17 protein-coding genes and 1 tRNA gene are annotated in these 18,417 nt (G+C 53.0%); 8 read left to right on the forward strand and 10 right to left on the reverse strand.

From position 1 onward, the window contains the following. Positions 1-100: 100 nt before the first annotated feature. Both HND56_05015 and HND56_05020 read left to right on the forward strand, forming a co-directional pair. Complete coding sequence (locus HND56_05015) at positions 101-619, forward strand: hypothetical protein (GenBank protein QKK05087.1); 519 nt, start codon at positions 101-103, stop codon at positions 617-619. 19 nt (positions 620-638) lie between these two features. After that, positions 639-1,178: a hypothetical protein gene (locus HND56_05020; GenBank protein QKK05088.1), complete on the forward strand. Its 540-nt coding sequence runs from the start codon at positions 639-641 to the stop codon at positions 1,176-1,178. Positions 1,179-1,244: 66 nt separating this feature from the next. On the opposite strand, the gene HND56_05025 is transcribed toward HND56_05020, so the two are convergent. After that, on the reverse strand, positions 1,245-1,799 hold the full coding sequence (locus tag HND56_05025; protein QKK06561.1) for a translation initiation factor IF-3: 555 nt from the start codon (positions 1,797-1,799) through the stop codon (positions 1,245-1,247). 97 nt (positions 1,800-1,896) lie between these two features. Then, positions 1,897-3,864 (reverse strand): threonine--tRNA ligase, encoded by a 1,968-nt coding sequence (gene thrS / locus HND56_05030; protein QKK06562.1) that lies wholly within the window; start codon positions 3,862-3,864, stop codon positions 1,897-1,899. A 241-nt stretch (positions 3,865-4,105) separates the two neighbouring features. On the opposite strand from thrS, the gene HND56_05035 reads away from it, so the two are divergent. After that, positions 4,106-4,393 (forward strand): hypothetical protein, encoded by a 288-nt coding sequence (locus tag HND56_05035; GenBank protein QKK05089.1) that lies wholly within the window; start codon positions 4,106-4,108, stop codon positions 4,391-4,393. A 6-nt stretch (positions 4,394-4,399) separates the two neighbouring features. On the opposite strand, the gene HND56_05040 is transcribed toward HND56_05035, so the two are convergent. The 4 genes from HND56_05040 to HND56_05055 form a co-directional block, all read right to left on the reverse strand. Then, positions 4,400-5,020 carry a DotI/IcmL/TraM family protein gene (locus HND56_05040; protein QKK05090.1) on the reverse strand — a complete coding sequence of 207 codons (621 nt, stop codon included), beginning with the start codon at positions 5,018-5,020 and terminating at the stop codon, positions 4,400-4,402. Positions 5,021-5,240: 220 nt separating this feature from the next. Further along, entirely contained in the window at positions 5,241-5,687 is a 447-nt protein-coding gene (locus HND56_05045; protein QKK05091.1) for a type II toxin-antitoxin system RatA family toxin, read from the reverse strand. Further along, positions 5,680-6,648, reverse strand: coding sequence for a lipoyl synthase (gene lipA, locus HND56_05050; GenBank protein ID QKK05092.1), 969 nt, complete (start codon positions 6,646-6,648; stop codon positions 5,680-5,682). The genes HND56_05045 and lipA overlap by 8 nt, the downstream gene beginning before the upstream one ends. A gap of 51 nt (positions 6,649-6,699) precedes the next feature. Further along, the gene (locus tag HND56_05055) at positions 6,700-7,401 is read right to left on the reverse strand and encodes a 16S rRNA (uracil(1498)-N(3))-methyltransferase (GenBank protein ID QKK05093.1); all 702 of its coding nucleotides are present in this window, start codon (positions 7,399-7,401) and stop codon (positions 6,700-6,702) included. Between the two features lie 24 nt (positions 7,402-7,425). Here HND56_05055 and HND56_05060 point away from each other — a divergent pair, with 24 nt between their 5' ends. After that, the gene (locus HND56_05060; GenBank protein ID QKK05094.1) at positions 7,426-8,349 is read left to right on the forward strand and encodes a 4-hydroxybenzoate octaprenyltransferase; all 924 of its coding nucleotides are present in this window, start codon (positions 7,426-7,428) and stop codon (positions 8,347-8,349) included. Here the strand turns inward: HND56_05060 and HND56_05065 are convergent. The 4 genes from HND56_05065 to HND56_05080 all read right to left on the reverse strand — a co-directional run bounded on the left by HND56_05065 (position 8,346) and on the right by HND56_05080 (position 14,969). Next, entirely contained in the window at positions 8,346-10,721 is a 2,376-nt protein-coding gene (locus tag HND56_05065) for a mechanosensitive ion channel family protein (protein ID QKK05095.1), read from the reverse strand. The genes HND56_05060 and HND56_05065 overlap by 4 nt on opposite strands. 87 nt (positions 10,722-10,808) lie before the next feature. Further along, the gene (locus HND56_05070) at positions 10,809-12,143 is read right to left on the reverse strand and encodes a DUF3131 domain-containing protein (protein QKK05096.1); all 1,335 of its coding nucleotides are present in this window, start codon (positions 12,141-12,143) and stop codon (positions 10,809-10,811) included. 39 nt (positions 12,144-12,182) lie between these two features. Next, a complete protein-coding gene (gene bglX, locus HND56_05075) occupies positions 12,183-14,387 on the reverse strand; it encodes a beta-glucosidase BglX (GenBank protein QKK05097.1) in 2,205 nt (734 codons plus the stop codon). Positions 14,388-14,402: 15 nt separating this feature from the next. Further along, entirely contained in the window at positions 14,403-14,969 is a 567-nt protein-coding gene (locus HND56_05080) for a hypothetical protein (protein QKK05098.1), read from the reverse strand. A 167-nt stretch (positions 14,970-15,136) separates the two neighbouring features. Between HND56_05080 and argE the strand changes: the two genes are divergently transcribed. The 4 genes from argE (at position 15,137) to HND56_05100 (ending at position 18,356) form a co-directional block, all read left to right on the forward strand. After that, positions 15,137-16,330, forward strand: coding sequence for an acetylornithine deacetylase (gene argE / locus HND56_05085; protein ID QKK05099.1), 1,194 nt, complete (start codon positions 15,137-15,139; stop codon positions 16,328-16,330). A gap of 145 nt (positions 16,331-16,475) precedes the next feature. Then, a complete protein-coding gene (ndk, locus tag HND56_05090) occupies positions 16,476-16,898 on the forward strand; it encodes a nucleoside-diphosphate kinase (protein ID QKK05100.1) in 423 nt (140 codons plus the stop codon). Between the two features lie 187 nt (positions 16,899-17,085). Further along, positions 17,086-18,138, forward strand: a complete 1,053-nt coding sequence (locus tag HND56_05095; GenBank protein QKK05101.1) for a DotI/IcmL/TraM family protein — start codon at positions 17,086-17,088, stop codon at positions 18,136-18,138. Between the two features lie 141 nt (positions 18,139-18,279). Next, positions 18,280-18,356 (forward strand) — tRNA-Met (locus HND56_05100). Positions 18,357-18,417 lie beyond the last annotated feature (61 nt).

Consider the following 18,417-nt stretch of genomic DNA (forward strand, 5'->3'; position numbering starts at 1 on the left):
CCTTGATTTCCCAGTGGATTGCTGCGATCCCTTGACAGATGGCGGGGCTTGCTGTATGTTTTATGACCAATCATAGTCAGATACAGAAAGATGCCGCGCGATGGATCAAACAGCCGATACGATGATCATGCAGATTTTCAACCGCAACAGTTACCGCAAATCAGTGCGGGAGCCGGTGACGACGGTTGTGACCGACAGCGAAGAAGATATCAAACGCATGCTGCAGGATTATTGTCTGCAGGATGAAGAGGTCGTTTCGGCAACACTGCGCATGACGGCCGGCGGCTATGACGGCACAACGGTGTCGGAATCCAAATATTTCTTTTCCAATGACGAGGGCGAGCTGAAGCCGATTACCGATATCCGCTTTGACGGTGATTACGCCGATCAGGAACGTCAGGAAACTTTCGAATTCTACGATAAAAAGAAAATCACCCATGTTTTTAGCATTCTGGGTATGCATTACGATGTCGATGACAAAACCGTGGTGTTAAGCCGCGAAGGCAAAGTATTGTGGCCGACGGAAAACAAAACGCCGGAACAGCAGCAGGCTGAAAACGCCGTTTCCTCTCTGGACAAACAGCGGCATTTGCGTAACTATCTACGCCATCGCAAATAACATCTAAGGATCAAATTTTATGGAGAGTTTTCTGACCCATGTGCCGGAAGGCACGGCATGGTATTATATCATTATGATGGGCGGCGCGGCGGTTATGATTGCCAGCGCCTTTCACCCGAAAGTGCGGAAAATGCGCTGGTATTGGGGTATTACGGCGATGACGGTGGCGATTATCTTCTGGGGTTGCCATTTTGTCTACAGTCAGGAACATGCCTCCGTGACGGTGACTTATGGCGAAAGTCTGCGGGTGCAGGCCGGGGCGGGTGCGCCCGATCTGCGCTGGAGTGAAATTGATCAGGGCGCTATTCGCCGTATTGATTGGCAGACAGATGCGGCGCTTGCGCCTGTAAAGCGCGATTTCGGCACAGGCTTTCCGGGTTTTGCCGCGGGATGGTTTACGCTCAGAAATGATGAAAAGGCTTTTGTCATTATGGTGCGGGATGCGCCGGAAGGCAGCGATGTGCTGATCCCCGTTCAGAAGACGGAAGGGGACAGTTATCAGATGATCCTGTCACTGCAAGACCCGCAGGGCTTTCTTGATTATATGCAGCAAAAATAAAAAAAGAGCCGCAAAGCTTGTAAGGGCAATGCGGCTTCTTTAAATCTTCGCATGTTGCGGCGTGTTTTAAGCCGGTGCAACGGTATCGGGCGCGACAATCATAATCATCTGGCGGCCTTCCATGCGCGGCTGGCTTTCAATTTTGACCAGTTCGGCCAGTTCATCCTTAATGCGGTTGAAAACTTCCATACCGACATCCTGATGCGCAAGCTCGCGTCCGCGGAAGCGCATGCTGAATTTCACTTTGTCGCCGGCTTCCAGAAATTTGCGCGCAGCTTTCATCTTGACCTGATAATCATGTTCCTCGATCGTCGGGCGCATCTTCAATTCTTTTAATTGAATGATTTTTTGTTTCTTGCGGGCGATATTGGCCTTTTTCTGCTGTTCATAGCGGTATTTGCCGTAGTCGATCAATTTGCAGACGGGCGGTGCCGCATTCGGGGACACTTCCAGAAGGTCCAATCCGGCTTCATCGGCTCTGCCAAGGGCGTCCTCTAATGTGACAACGCCGACCATTTCGCCGTCGGCGTCAATCAGCCGGACCTCGGCGGATCTGATTTGCTCATTTACGCGCGGACCGCTCTGTTGTTGCGGTCCTTTATTCGTCGTTGGGTATGCTATGACGGTATCTCCTTCATTGTTAAAACGTCAAATCGTGCCCGAACGCCCGCGCTGGCCGCGAATCGTCAGGGAAGACTTGCTGCAAAGAATACTTATGTTATACATTTTTTTCAAGGGGCGGTAAGGCCTCCGCCTTCAGAAGCGCGAGCGTTTCGTCAAAGGACAGAATTTGCTGCTTTTCCTCGCCAAGGCTGCGGATGGCGGTTTTGCGTTCCTCCGCCTCGCGTGCGCCGACAACCAGAATGCGTTGCACTTTTGCCAGACTGTGTTCGCGGATCTTGCGGTTGATCTTCTCGTTACGCAGATCAATTTCGACACGCAGCCCTGCGGCTTTCAATGCGGCATAAAGCTCATTGGCATAGTCATCGGCCTCACTGGTGATGGTGGTAATCACCGCCTGTACGGGCGCAAGCCATTGCGGCAGCTTGCCTGCATAGCTTTCAATCAGCAGGCCGAGGAATCTTTCAAAGGTTCCGAAAACGGCGCGGTGAATCATGACGGGGTGATGTTTCTCGCCGTCCTGACCGATATAATTTGCATCCAGACGTTCGGGCATCACGAAATCAAGCTGCATCGTGCCGCATTGCCATGAGCGGCCGATCGCATCTTTCAGATGGAATTCATATTTCGGACCATAGAAAGCACCTTCGCCTTCGACAATCTCATAGGCGATACCCAGATCATCCAGAGCGGCCTTCAAATAGCCTTCCGCCTTGTCCCATGTTTCATCAGAGCCTGCGCGGACTTCCGGACGGGTCGCAATTTTGACGCTGATCTCTTCAAAGCCGAAATCCTTATAGGTTTTAAAGAACATCTCGCAGAATTTACGGCTTTCCTCCGTAATCTGATCTTCACGGCAGAAAATATGCGCATCATCCTGCGTCATCTGGCGCACGCGCATAATGCCGTGCAATGCGCCATGTGCCTCGTTCCGGTGGCAGCAGCCGAATTCCGACATACGGATCGGCAGATCGCGATAGGATTTGATGCCCTGTTTGAAAATCTGGATATGCGCGGGGCAGTTCATCGGCTTCAGCGCCATGAATTTTTCCGGCTCTTCGGAAAAGATCGGGCCGTCTTCCTCGGTATTGGGGACAACATCGGGCACGACAAACATGTTTTCGCGGAATTTCGACCAATGGCCGGATTGCTCCCAAAGCTTGCTGTCCAGCAGTTGCGGGGTTTTGACCTCGTCATAGCCGAATTCGTCCTGACGGGCGCGGATATATTTTTCCAGCTCTTTCCAGATTGCATAGCCTTTCGGGTGCCAGAACACGCTGCCCATCGCTTCTTCCTGCAAGTGGAACAGATCCATTTCACGGCCCAGCTTGCGGTGGTCGCGTTTTTCGGCCTCTTCCAGCATGGTCAGATAGGCTTTCAGCTCTTTCTCATTGCGCCATGCGGTGCCATAGATGCGTTGCAGCATGGCATTATTGCTGTCGCCGCGCCAATAGGCGCCGGCAACCGACATCAGTTTGAAGGCCTGTCCGACATGTTTGGTTGATGGCAAATGCGGGCCGCGGCATAGATCATACCATTTACCCTGACGGTAAATGCTGACATCCTCATCGCCCGGCAGATCGCGGATAATCTCGGCCTTGTATTTTTCACCGATGCCTTCGAAATGCTTGATCGCTTCGTCGCGGTCCCAGACTTCGCGGATGAAGGGTTCGTTGCGCCCGATAATCTGGCGCATTTTCTTTTCAATTGCGGCAAGGTCTTCCGAGGAAAACGGCTCGTCGCGGGCAAAATCATAGAAAAACCCGTTTTCGATACAGGGGCCGATGGTGACCTGCGTGCCGGGGAACAGTTCCTGTACGGCCTCGGCCATGATATGGGCGGTGTCGTGACGGATCAGCTCCAGCGCTTCTTCGCTGTCGCGGGTGACAATGGCAATGGCGGCATCTGCGGTAATCTCGCGGGACAGGTCAATCATCTGGCCGTCAAGCATGACAGCCAGCGCGGCCTTGGCAAGGCCGGCACCGATTGATTCCGCGATTTCCAGCCCCGTGACGGGCTTGTCGAATTCAAGCTTTTTGCCGTCCGGCAGAGTAATCACGATCATTTTCTTTTCTTGCGCTTGTTGTGACATTGTCTTCATTTCCGTTAAATTCAAACTGGCTTGATCGGCGCAAACCGATAGGGCATTACCGTAACATGGTGAAAGGCGTAAATCACGCGAAAAATGCGGCGTTTGCGCCTGTTTTTCCTCCGCTTATATTTATAATATAATATTGACATAGTGTAAATATTTTGTTAGTTTTGAACTCGTTTTTTGAAAAACTCTGAAATAAGGGAATACGCATATGGGTTATCAGGCAACCATCATCATTCATCTGGATGAAATCGACACCATCGCACAGGATAAGGATTTCGGCAAAAAGCTGGCCGCCGCCGTGCTAGAAAAAGCCAATAAAAGCCCGCAAGGCGACCAGACCGTGCGATTTAATACCAGCAGCGCACGCAAATCGGCCTCTGCCGGTGCGGTGATTGAGGTTCATCATGCCGATCATAACGTGATTGTGGAATCCGGCGGCAATACCGGACGCATCATCCGTCCGCAATGCAAAAATTTCGGCAAATGCGGGAAATAATAGCCCTTATTTTTGCTTCATACTTTCCCTGTTTTCCCAGCGGGACATAGCGATGCCATTGGTGTTTTCAAGGGCGGGAGATCGCTCTATCGTTATACGAAGCGGCAAGTGTTTCAATTTTATGCGCTGTTTGTTTTCTGTATAAAAAAATATCTCAAGATCAGTTTCAATAACCCAGTGTAATCTACCGTCAATGATATTCTGCCCGATGATAACTGGCGTAGTGCTGTGCGCGATTGTGTATGCTGTACCTTGTTCCAGAGGCTTGAGTAATTCCATCTCTTGTAACAGCTTGGCAACACTCTCCCACCCGTCGCGGGTGAAATATCGTGTGCTGTGTTGCAGTTCTTGTTGATAATCTTCAGCAGTAAAACTCATGGTTTCTTCCATTGCTGCCGTCATCCACGCCAGTAATGCGGTTTCGTTGATAACGGGGCGGCTGAGGGGGGTCATTTCATAGAGACTGCCATCAGGCATGTAAGAAAAATATTGTCGCGCCTCAAGACCTTTTTCCTGTTTCGCTGCGATATGGGGCGCAAGAAGCATATGCATGCAATAGAGCGTTGTCAGAAAGCCCGTCAGGATGCCGAGTGAGAGGCCGGATACAAGGTGGGAATTTACTGTCATGGCCGCTTCTCAAATACTGCAGGGTCTGGCTGTGGACGTGCATGCAGAGGAATATGGCGACCGTCATGCGTGGTGGCAAAAAAGAATGTCTGTGGTTCTGGTTTTGGAAAAATGAACCAGATTAATACGATCGCGTTGATCACAGCCAATAGAAAGCCTGTGCCGAAACCGATTAAGAACGGTGCGGTAGAATTTTCTTTCATCGTAGAGTTTCCCTTTCTCAGTTCGTTCTTTTTCTGCGGTCCTGCCGCTTGAGATAGCGTTCGAAGACGGCGACGGCATTTTGAAACTGATGGGCAAAAATCTGCCCGCCCGCCATTTCCATCATACGTGACTGGAATTCCGCGTCCAGAAAACAGGTGACTTCGGTTTCGCTGTCCGAAACAGGTTTAAAATCCCATTTCGCATAGAGATTTTTAAACGGCCCTTTGACGGCGGTGACTTCAATGACGCTATGCGGCAGGGCGGTAATCAGACAAGTATAGGAAAAAGACAACGGCCCGATACCGACGGCGACGCGGGCGGTGAGGCTGTCTTCGCTGCGGTCAGTAATTTTCAGAGATTTAATGAAGCGCAAGACATCGGGGTATTTTTCGATATCCATCATGGCATCAAAAATGCGCTGCTGCGCATAGGGAACAACCCGTACTGCCGTATGTTTAGGCATGCGCCTGTTGCAGCTGTTTCTCTCGCGCGGCGCGCAGTTCCTCGAAATCGGAATCGGCATGATAGGATGAGCGTGTCAGCGGTGAGGAGGCAACCATCAAAAAGCCTTTGGCACGCGCCAGACGGGCGTAATCGTCAAATTCATCCGGTGTCACGAATTTCTGTACCGCCGCATGTTTTTTGGTCGGCTGCAGATATTGCCCGATGGTCATGAAATCGACATCGGCGGCGCGCAGATCATCCATGACCTGCATGACTTCCTCGCGGCTTTCGCCAAGACCGACCATGATGCCGGATTTGGTAAAGATGGACGGATCCTGTTTTTTGATTTCCTGAAGCAGCGACAGCGATGTGAAATAGCGTGAGCCGGGGCGGATGGACGGATACAGCCGCGGCACGGTTTCCAGATTGTGATTGAACACATCGGGGCGGGCATCGGCGATCAGCTTTGCTGCACCGTTTTTATCGCGGAAATCGGGCGTTAAAATTTCAACGGTTGTCCCCGGTGATTTCATGCGGATGGCGGCAATGGTTTTGACGAAATGATCCGCGCCGCCATCAGGCAAATCGTCACGGTCAACCGAGGTGACGACCACATGTTTCAAGCCCATTTTTTCAACGGCAACACCGATGCGCAACGGCTCATAGGGGTCAAGCTTGTCAGGGCGACCTGTCGCAACATTGCAGAAGGAACAGGCGCGGGTGCAAACCTCGCCCAAAATCATGAATGTGGCGTGTTTTTTCGTCCAGCATTCGCCGATATTCGGGCAGGCGGCTTCTTCACAAACCGTTGTCAGGTTCAGGTTGCGCATGATTTTATGCGTTTCGTGATACTGCTTGGAAACGGGTGCCTTGACGCGGATCCAGGAGGGTTTCCTCTGGATCGGATTATCCGGACGGTTGCGTTTTTCCGGATGGCGGTGTTCCCGTGCGGGACGCTGTTTTTCTTCTGTCTCTTCCATAGCACCGCACTCTAGTCAGAGTCGCGTGAAAATGCAACCTGATTCTGCGGTTTAGCCTTGTGTTAATTGCAGTCCGGCGAGGGCTGCGAGCAGGGCGGTTTCGGCACGCAGGATGCGGGGGCCGAGATCGGCCATGACGGTAAAATCCTGTGCGGCGAGAAGTGTCAGCTCGGCATCGGAAAAGCCGCCTTCCGGTCCCGTCAGTACTGCCAGCGGCGCATCTCCGGCCTGTTTGACGGCTGCGGCAAACGGCAGCGCGTCGCCGCTTTCGGCGCAGATAATCAGGGTGCGGGTTTTTGGCCATGTTTCCAAGAGCTTGGCCAGCGGTATTAAACCGGACACGTCAGGAACATCGAGGCGCTCGCATTGTTCGGCGGCTTCAATCACTTGCGCCTCCATACGGGCGGTATTGATGCGGGCATTAACACAGTGATCCGTCATCACGGGGATCAGTTTCGTTGCGCCCAGTTCCGTGGCTTTTTCGGTGATGAAATCCAGCCGCGTTTTTTTTATCGGCGCAAATACCGCCCAGATATCGGGGGCGGAAATTTGTTCCCTTAATGGTGCATCAAGAAGAATTGAGCCGCGTTTTTTGCCTATTTCTAAAAGCGTTGCGCGCCATTCTCCATCCTTGCCGTTAAAAACGCGCAAGGGCGCATCGGGGGAAAGCCGCAGCACATTGCGCAGATAATGGATTTGATTTTCGGACAGATCGCATGTACCCTCGGGAACGAAATCCTGCGGGATAAACAATCTGGTAAGGTTCTTTTCATCACGATGACGCGTAAGCATAAAAAGGATGTAGCACATACCGATATGACGGGCAAAACTTTTGTTGATGCCTGCCTCGCAAAACAGTTGCGCCCTTATGCGCATCTGGCGCGCTGGGATCGTCCGATCGGGACATGGCTGGTGTTGTTCCCCGGCTGGTGGACGCTGGCGCTGGCCTCGGGCGGCGTCACCGGCAATCTGCTGCAATGGGACATGCTGCGGCTTTTTCTGATTTTTGCGGCTGGCGCTTTTCTGGTGCGCGGCGCGGGATGTACCGTGAATGATATTTGGGACCGTGATATCGACGGCGGCGTGGAGCGGACGCAAACACGCCCGCTGGCCGCCGGCACCGTGACATTGAAACAGGCGCTGGGATTTGCAGGGCTGCAATTCCTGCTGGGGCTGCTGTTGCTGCTGCAATTAAACCATTTCACCATTATGATCGGCGTGGCCAGTGTGCTGCCGATTTGTCTTTATCCGCTGCTGAAGCGTGTGACATGGTGGCCGCAGCTGGGGCTGGGACTGGTCTTTAATATCAGCGCTTTGATGGGCTGGGCGGCGGTAACGGGAACGCTGGCATGGACGGCGATCTTTATTTATATCGGCTGTATCTGCTGGACGATCGGCTATGATACGATTTACGCCCATCAGGACAAGGAAGATGATGCGCGGCTGGGGCTGAAATCCACCGCGCGGCTGTTCGGCAAACACAGCAAGCCGCTGGTCGGGTTGTTCTATGTGCTGGCATGGCTGTTCTGGACGGCGGCGTCGCTGATTGTCTTTACCCATGCCTGGCTGATGCTGTTGCCGGGGCTGCACCTGCTCTGGCAGCTTGTCGTCTGGCGGACGGATGAGCCTGAAAGCTGTCTGAAAATATTTCGCTCCAACCGGACGCTGGGCTGGATTGTCTTTATTCTTTTCCTGCTTTAGGCCTTTTTCTTTTTCGCGGCTGTTTTGCGCGGTGCGGTTTTGGTCGCATCCGAGCGGATATGCAGATCGCGCTGCGGGAACGGAATTTCGATATTGTTTTCTTTCAGGGCGTACCAGATGTCGAACCGTGCCAGTGTTTGCGCTTTGAACACGTCACCGATATTGCGGATGAAAAAGCGCAGATCAAAAATCAGCGCGCTATCACCAAAGTCTTTAAACACGACGGTTGGCGCGGGATTTTTTAGCGTATGCGGGTTTTTCTCGGCGCAGGCCAGCAGAATATCATGCACGGTTTTCGGGTCGGCGCTGTAGGAGACACCGACGGGAATAACAACCCGGCCGATTTTGTCGCTATGCGTCCAGTTCTTGACGGAGGAGGAAATCAGCTCCGAATTCGGGACAATGATCGAGGTGCGGTCAAAGGTTTCGATTTCCGTCGAACGGACATTGATGCTTTTGACAATGCCTTCGCCCGAGGCAACGACAACCCAGTCACCGGTTTTGATCGGGCGCTCGAACAATAGAATCAGGCCCGAGACGAAATTATTGACGATACTTTGCAAGCCGAAACCGATACCGACGGAGAGCGCGCCGGCGATCAGCGCCAGATTGGTCAGGTTAAAGCCGAAGGCCGAGAGCCCCGCAAATAGCGCGATAATCGTTCCGGCATAGCCCAGAATTTGCACCAGCGAGCTACGGACGGAATCCTCGATTTTGGTTTTTGGCAGAATCCGCTGCCCCAGCACGCGCTGCAGTGACCGTGTCAGGAACAGCAGCATAAAGAACACGACAATCGACAGCGAGATTTTTGCAATCGAAATATTCATGCCGCCGATTTGCACGCCGTAAAAAGCCTTGATACCCCATTCCTTGATTTCCAGCCATTCCGTGCCGAACATGCCGGCAAAGACAGGGATGCTGAGTAGAACCAAAAACATATCCAGCGTCAGGGAGGCCCAAAAGAAAACCAGTTTTTCATCTTTCACTTCCGGTGCGGGTGCCGCCGCTTGTGCGTCATCCGGTGTGCCGCCCAGCCCGCGATGCACAAAGGCATCCAGCTGATACAGTGACGGGCGCAGACTGCCGCGCAGCATCAGGACAAAGGTCAGGAAGAAACCGACCAGAGCGATTTGCGTGCTGAGATAGCGCGTCAGTGAAACATAGCCGAAAACATTGGCCGCCAGAATAAATACGCCGGCAAGGGGAAACAGGTAAAAGATTTTTTTCGGCAGAAAAAACCGTGCGCGTTCGCTTTTGGAGCGCAATGTCATCGAAGAGAAAACCAGCAGAAAACAGGCGAAAATGCTGCTGAAGACATAGCTGTGTGCGACAATCATTTCAATCGGTGAGCCGGAAATGCGCCCGTATTCCATCAAAACGGAATCGGCACCGTATAACAGGCCGGAAAGGATCAGCAGCCATTTCATGGCCTTGCGGATATTTCCGGCAATCGCCAGATTGCGGGCGGCGGTGGTCAGAAAAATCGCCAGCGCCGTCAGCAACAGCACCCGTTTTGCGAAATCAAGCGCAATCTGGTCAAGATCGGGTGCAACGCTGAGTGCCTGAAACACAATAAACAGCGCAATCAGAATGCCGCAAAAAGGGATGATGGTGGCAAGGCTGGCCAGCGCAAAGGGTGTGTAGACACTATCCTCCGGATGGTCGGCGAGTTTTGCGCGCAAAAAGCGGCGCATGGATATTGTGCTGCCGCCGATCAAAAGCGCGGCAATCAGCAGCGCGATTTTCATATGGTTTTCTTGCCAGATGGTGTTGTGGATAAGCGTGGCAATCTTTTTTTGCAATTCCATCATTGCGGTATGGCCGGTTTTCCACAGTCCCAGATCAAAAGGCAGAGTCTGGCGTTCCATCAGCCGGCTGACGAACATGCCGCGCCTAAGGGCGGTAATCCGCTCCAGAGAGCGCAAGGTCTTGGCATGGGATGCCTCGGCAAGTTTGAGCGTTGCCTCCAGCGCATGTGCCTTATCCGTCAGCTGGGCGCGTAATGCGCGTATGCCGTCAGGTTCCGGCGCCGGTGTTTCGCCTTCTGCGGCAGGGGCGGGCGGCTCTCCCAAATCGCTGACATCCGCCAGCGCGGTTTCATGCAAAGGGGTGATTTCATCATCAACCGCCTGAAAATGGTCGCGCAGCAGGCGCAGATTATCGCGTGCCTTGTTCAGCTGCTTGTTCGTCAGCCCCTCTTGCGTCAGCAGGAGATCAAAGGATTCAAGTTCGGCCTGCTTTTCCTGCAGATCGCTTTGCAATGCGGTCAGGCGGGATTCCGTGCTTGTCTGCGCGGCGGCATGCAGCGGGAAAAGAAAAGCAGAGAAGAGCAGTGCGGCACAAAGCCGGATCCAAAAGCGCGGGGAGAACATGCGGGGTATATCCGTTAAGTTTTTGTTATTTCAAGCCTATTCACATCCAGCATAGAGTGCGCGGTGGCTTTGTCAAGACGGATATCGTCAGGGCCGGGAAGGTTTTGGCGGCTTTTGCGGGGCGGGTTTGGCGGCGGCATCATCCAGATGCGGGCCGGAAAAACCGAGCCCTTTCATACCGTGTTTGACTTCCGGGCAGCTCATGAACAAATCCCATAGCAGGCCGGAACGGTGATTTTCGATCATCACGACAATCGGCCCCTGATCAATGGCGAGATAGCTGTCGGCAGTCCAGTTTTTGCTTTCGTTAAATCCGTCATAAAAACCGTAAGGTCCCCAGAGTTTATCACCGAGGTCTTCATAAAGATGGCGCAGCACCTGCATTGATTCCTGCGGCGTATAGGGCAGGGAGGAGATCGCTGCCGTCGGTGTAATCACACCTTTGTCTTCCGTCGGGGAATGTGCGGCATAGCCTTCGTGATTATCGCCGGCCGTCAGCCCCCAGCAGTTTTCGCCGTAACCCTGATAACCATGCGGATTGTTGATGCAATGCGTACGGTTGGTCAAAGTGTGGTTGCGGTTTTGTTCCCAGTAATCGGCATGTTTGTCTTTTAAGTCCTTCGGCGCAATACCAAGGAAGGAATAATGCGCAAAAAACAGCGGCCCGCCCTCCGGCGGTCCCAGCGGCAGGTCGATACCGTCGCGGTTTTGTCCGTTTTTGAAATGGGCGCCTGACGGCCAGTGTTCATCATAGATTTTTTTGTCTACGGGATGCGTCGGAGAGGAAAAAGCCAGTACATGCGTAACAAGTGCTTCATTCCAGCCTTCCAGCGGTAGACCCATCTCGAAATCATGGTCGGGGCTCCAATGCCAGAGCAGCTTTTCAGGATCGGCGCTTGTGTGCCAATCCCATTCAACAGCCTCCCATAATTTATTGATCTTGTCGCGTAATGCGGTTTCTTCAGCCGTGTCGCCGGAAAAATACTGTCGCGCGGTCAGCAGCCCCATCATCAGAAAAGAGGTTTCGACCAGATCGCCGCCATTGTCTTTCTCTGAAAAGGCAACGGCTTTGCCGGTTTTACCATCAAGGAAATGCGGAAACACGCCGTGAAATTTATCTGACTTTTCAAGAAAATCTGTAATTTTTCTAACGCGGTCTCTGACCTCGTCTTTTTCAAGAAAGCCGCGTTCCGCTCCGGCAATCATACCCATGATGCCGAAACCCGTGCCGCCTGTTGTGACCGTATCAAGATCATAGGGGAAATCTGCGCTGTCAGCATTGCTGCGCTCCCGCGCCATGCCGCAATCAGGATGACCGAAATCCCAGAAATATTTCAGTGTCTGCCGCTGCACAAGGTCGAGCAGTTCATCATCGCTGAGCCTTTTTTTGGCGGCGCGGTTTTTAAAGTCTTTTTTGGACATGGCTATATATTAACATATTGCGACGGTTTTCACCAAGACTTATTGCCAGTTGACGCTTGCGGATGTCAGATCATGGGCATTTGCACCAATGCGGATAATGAATTCCCCCGGTTCCCAGACATGTTCCAGATTGCTGTTGTAGAATTTCAACTGTTCTGTCGTCACGGTAAAGACGGCTTCGCGCGTTTCGCCCTTCGGGATGAAGATTTTTTGGAATGCTTTTAAATCCATCACGGCGCGGGCGATGTCGGCGACAGGATCGGTGATATAAAGCTGCACAATTTCCGCGCCATCATAAGCGCCGGTATTGGTCACGGCAATGCGGGCGGTCAACACGTCATCCGTGCCGGACAGCTCTGTTTTGTCCAGCGTCAGGTCGCCATAGGAAAATTCCGTATAGGACAATCCGAAGCCGAAGGGAAACAGCGGATCGTTCGGCGCATCCAGATAGCGGGAACGGAATTTTTCCATCGCATCTCCTGTGACCGGACGACCTGTATTTTTATGCGCGTAATAAACGGGAATCTGCCCGACATGATGCGGAAAGCTTGCCGTCAGCTTGCCCGACGGTACGGCATCGCCGAACAGCAGATCGGCCAGACCGTTTCCGGCTTCCGTGCCGCCATACCATGCCATCAGCAGCGCATCAACAGCAGCGTGTTCCTTGCCGATTGTCAGCGGACGACCGCCCATCAGCACCAGCACGACAGGTTTGCCTGTTTTGCAAAGCGCATCCAGCAGGCGCTGTTGTTCGGGCGGCAGGGAAATATCCGTCCGGCTGGAGGCCTCGCCCGACATTTCCTTGGCTTCGCCCAGCACGGCCACGATGACATCGGATTTTGCGGCAATCTCCACGGCCTCGGCAATCATCTCTTCCGGCGGGCGCGGGTCGATTTCGACCGTCATACCAAAGACATTCAGACGTTCCGCCAAGACGGGGTCATCCGTGATATTCGCGCCTTTGGCGTGCCGCACGGTCACATCGCCGCCCGCGACATTTTCAATCCCTGTTTTCAGAGAAATGCAGTCCTCCCAGTTTGCCGCAACGCTCCATGTGCCGGGCTGATTGCGGCGGTCATCGGCCAGCGGGCCGATCAGGGCAATGCTGCCGGATTTTTTCAGCGGCAGCAATTGACCGTCATTCTTCAGCAAGACGCAGGATTTTGTGACGGCATCGCGTGCGGCGGCGCGATGTTCTGCGGTCAGAATTTCAGCGGCAGGGCGGGCGGTGTCCAGATAGCGGTACGGGTCATCGAACAGGCCCAGCTTGTATTTCGCTTCCAGAATACGGCGGCAGGCCGTGTCGATGTCGTCCATCGTGACACTGTCATCTTCCAGTGACGCTTTCAGTGTTGTCAAAAATGCCTCACCGACCATATCCATATCGGTTCCGGCGGAAAGGGCACGGGCGGCGCAGGTTTTTAAATCGCCGATACCGTGCAGAATCATTTCATTGATGGCGGTATAATCAGAGACGACGAAACCGTCAAAGCCCCACTGACCGCGCAACACATCGCTCATCAGCCATTTATTGGCGGAGGCGGGGACGGAATCGATATCATTAAAGGAGCTCATGGCGCTGCCGCAGCCTGCTTCGATTGCCGCCTGATAGGGCGGGAAGTAGCTTTCATACATACGTACGCGACTCATGTCGGTGGTGTTATATTCGCGTCCGCCTTCCGCCGCACCGTAATTGGCCAGATGTTTGACGCAGGCCATGACGGTTTTATCTCCGGCAAGGTCGCCGCCCTGATAGCCGCGCACCATCGCTTTGGCGATTTCCGCCCCCAGATACGGGTCTTCCCCCGCGCTTTCGGCAATGCGTCCCCAGCGCGGGTCGCGGGCGATGTCGACCATCGGTGAAAACACCCAGTTTAGACCGTCCGCAGCGGATTCACGTGCGGCAATCTGCGCCGTTTTTTCAATCAGTGCCATATCCCAGCTGCAGGACAGCGCCAGCGGTAGCGGAAAAATCGTTTTATGGCCGTGAATAACATCCAGCCCGCAGAGCAGCGGAATTTTCAGGCGCGATTCTTCCGCGGCGATTTTTTGATAGGGCAGGATTTTTTCCGGCGTATAAATACCGAAGATGCCGCCTGCCAGCCCGTCGCGGATTTTATTTTCCGCATTGGCATTGATAACGGCACCCGTATTGGTGAAATCTGTGGGGATGATGAGATTAAGCTGGCCGATCTTTTCGTCCGGCGTCATGTCCTGCATCAGGCTTGTGATAAAATCCCGCATAGCTATATCGCGGCGTTAACGGCGGATATATTTGCGTTCCGGCGTTGTGCGCGGTCTGGCAGAAGCTTCTTTGATCAGCGCGGCTTCGTCCTGACGGCACAGCGGTGTGCTGGTTTTCTGGTCAGGCCAGATCTGGCGCGCCCAGCGTTGCAGCGTTGCTTGATCCATACTCAAAGCACGCTCAAGGCGGGGGCTGAAATGATTGCAGAAGCTGGTGACGCTCATCGTGATGGCATGCTGGGAAATTTCATTGGCAATATCGGTGCGCAGCGTGTGCAGTTTCTTTGTTGGCTCGCCGCTGCCGCGGGTTTTGTAAAAATTGATCAGGCGGTTTTCGTAATCCGCGATCAAGGTGCGGTTTTTATGCGTGAATTGTTGATACTGGCCGTAAAGGCCGCTATAGCCGGGAATCAGCTGGCATGTCAGGCCGATGACCATCAGTTCGCTATGGATACGCAAGCCTTGCTCCGCCTCGAACTGGCTGGTGTTATAACAGCGGGAGGCGTAGGCGTTTCCGGTCGCGGTAAAAGACAGAATAATTGCCAATAAGGCCATAACTGACAGGGCAGAATGTCGCTTCACGGGATAATCCCCTTTCGCCGGATGTCTCAAAGAATGTTTCGCTTCTGATTTGCGGGTTACTGTACAGAAACTGCTTGGCAGCATCAAGCAAATTGTTATAAACATATTAGCAAATCCGTATAGACTTTAAAGCCGCGGGCAGTGCGGCAGACAGGGTAAAGGGCAGAATGGCAAAGGCGCAATTAAACAGCAAAGCACAGCTGGACAGCAAGGAAATGCTGGCAAAGCTGATCGGTTTTGATACCACCAGCCATCTTTCGAATCTGGAGCTGATTAATTTTGTGCGGGATTATCTGGACGGTTACGGCATCGACTCCGAGCTGATCTATGATGCACAAAAGAAAAAGGCCAATCTTTACGCGAGCGTCGGCCCTGCGGATGTGCCGGGCGTTATGCTGTCGGGGCATACGGATGTTGTGCCGGTGGAAGGGCAGGACTGGGATAGCGATCCCTTTACGATGCGCGAACAGAACGGCATGCTCTACGGGCGCGGTACGTCCGATATGAAGGGCTTTATCGCCGTGGCGCTGGCAAAACTGCCGGAAATGCTGGATGCGGGGCTGAAAGCACCGGTGCATTTCGCGCTGTCTTATGATGAAGAAGTCGGATGCCTTGGCGCGCACGGCATTGCCGCCCATATCGGACATCAGCATATCAAGCCGAAGCTGTGCATTGTCGGCGAGCCGACCAGCATGAAGCCGATTACCGGCCATAAAGGTGTTTGCGACTACCGCTGCCATATTCACGGCAAGGAATGCCACTCATCTCTGTCTCCTTACGGCGTCAATGCTGTGGAATACGGGGCGGAGCTGGTGGCGCATATCAAATCCATTGCCCGCCGTCTGCAAAAAGAAGGGCCGTTCAACAGCGAATTCGATCCGCCGTGCACAACGGTGCATGTCGGCGTGATGCATGGTGGTACGGCGCTGAATATTGTGCCGAATAAATGTGAGTTTGAGTTGGAGATCCGCTCGATTCCCGATCAAGACCCGGCTGAAATCGTAGACGAAATCAAGAATTACGCATGGCGCCATCTGGAACCGCATATGAAGGATATCGACCCGCAAACGGGGATTACCTTGCAGGAGGAAGTCAGTATCCCGGGTTTTAGCATTGATAACAGTGATCCGGCTGTGCTGTTTGTGCAGAGTCTGACGGGCGCCAATCAGGCGGAGAAGGTCAGCTTTGGCACAGAGGCGGGCATTTTCCATGCAGCCGGTGTGCCGACCATTGTCTGCGGGCCCGGCAGTATTGAACAGGCGCACCGTCCCAACGAGTTCATTACGGTTGAGCAGGTCACAAAATGCGAGCGTTTCCTGTCACGGCTGTTGACGCGGATGACGGAGGATATGCCTTTTTAAGGTTTTTGACCGCTAAAACGGATGATTTTACTGTTGCGTTTCCCGTGATAGCTGGTATATATCGGGGCGCAAAGGCTTGATGCCTTTAAAAAACAAACAACAACAATGCAATAAAGACAAAAAACAGTTTTGAAGGAGACAAGAAATGGGTGTCGAAAGAACACTGTCGATTATTAAGCCTGATGCAACGCGCCGTAACCTGACAGGTAAAATCAATGCGCGTCTGGAAGATGCCGGGTTGAAAATCATCGCCCAAAAGCGCCTGCATTTGACCCGCGCTCAGGCTGAAAAATTCTATGAAGTACATAAAGAGCGCCCGTTTTATAATGATCTGGTCGAGTTTATGATCTCCGGTCCGGTTGTTGTGCAGGTTCTGGAAGCAGACGGCGCGGTTGCCCTGAACCGTAAAGTTATGGGGGAAACCAATCCGGCGAATGCTGCCGAGGGCACGATCCGTCGTGATTTCGCTGAATCAATTGAAGCAAATTCCGTTCACGGTTCCGACAGTGCGGAAAATGCGCAGAATGAAATTCGTTTCTTTTTCAGTGAAACGGAAATCACCGGCTGATTTTTTAACGCTTTTATAAGGATTTGATGCTTATAATCAAAGACAAAGAGCCGCAGTGATAAATGCACAGCTGGCTCTTGTGTTTTTAGGCGCGCATGCTAGACTAAAAAAACTGGATTGCGCGGCTGATAGATGCTGCAGAAGAAATCTTTATAGAAAAACGAATAAATAACGGTATTTAAACAGCATGCAAAGCAGGGAGCAACAACAGGATCCGGCACAGCAGTCTTCGGAAGAGACAGGCGCTGCCGCACCGCAAGCGAGCGGTTTTGGCATGAATGCCGCAATGGCTGCCGATCAGGCACCGCCGGCGGCAACGGCTGAGGGCGGTACGCCGCCTGCTGATACAGCACCTGCTGATCCGTCTGATGCCGCGCCAGCAGCTGCACAAGATGCGGGAACGGCTGCGCCGGATGCTGCGGAAACACAGCCCGTTGCGGAAGGGCAACCTGCCGCGCCTGCGCCCGTTGATGATAAGGAAATGGAAAAGCAGATGGGCGGCGGAGCTGCCGCTGCGCCTTTAAAGCTTCCGGAAAAAACGGCAAAGGCCGTTGCGCAGATTGAAGAGGTCAAGGCGCGCGGCGAGAAAAGAATGGGCGATGCTGCGAAAGCCCCCCTGAACCGCCAGAAGCTGCAAACCGAATTCTATCGTGACCGTTTCCACAGGCTGGTGCAGATGGCGCTGTTCAATGCGGTGATTATTGCGGCGCTGATTATTACGATTATCTTTTATATGTTCCAGACACGGCCGGATGACCGCTTTTTTGCAACGACAATTGATGGGCGTATCCTGCAGTTGACGGCTCTGGATCATACGAATTTGTCGGATTCCGCGCTGTTTGCATGGTTGGTTGAGGCTTCAATGGATACGATGAGCTTCGGCTTCCATGATTTCCAGCGCCGCCTGCAAAGCAGTACGCAATATTTCACCCGTGACGGCTGGGAGAGTTTTGCCAGTATGTTGCAGGAAATGCGTTTGATTGAAACGCTGGAGCAAGGGCAGATGGTTGTCAGTATGGTGCCGCGCAGTGCGCCTGTCGTTATCCAGCGTGGTGTTGTTGAAGGCCGTTACCGCTGGGTGATTGATATGGACTTTAACGTGACATTGCAAGGCCGCGGCCAGGGTAATGCGCGTCCGTTGCGCTTGCGCCTGACGGTTGACAGGGTTCCGGCGCTTGAGAACGTCAAGGGTGTGGCAATTGCTCGCTGGGCTCCGCGTCCCGGTAGCGCCACGCATTAAATTTTTATCGGCAATTTGTCCATTTTTACATTGCCAAAAGAAAATCTTTCAGTTATTCTCCGGCTTGTTCGCATGCGTTTCCTCATGAAATGTTTTTTAAATTTTGTGCGTTTTCGGCATAGACGAACATCTATGATTTATCGCGGGGTGGAGCAGCCCGGTAGCTCGTCAGGCTCATAACCTGAAGGTCGCAGGTTCAAATCCTGCCCCCGCAACCAATCAGAAAAAGAAAAAGTCCTTGTTTATCAAGGGCTTTTCTTGTTTCCAGCGCTCCGATTT

The sequence above is a fragment of the Pseudomonadota bacterium genome (assembly GCA_013285465.1).
GTDB lineage: Bacteria > Pseudomonadota > Alphaproteobacteria > Micavibrionales > CSBR16-224 > CSBR16-224.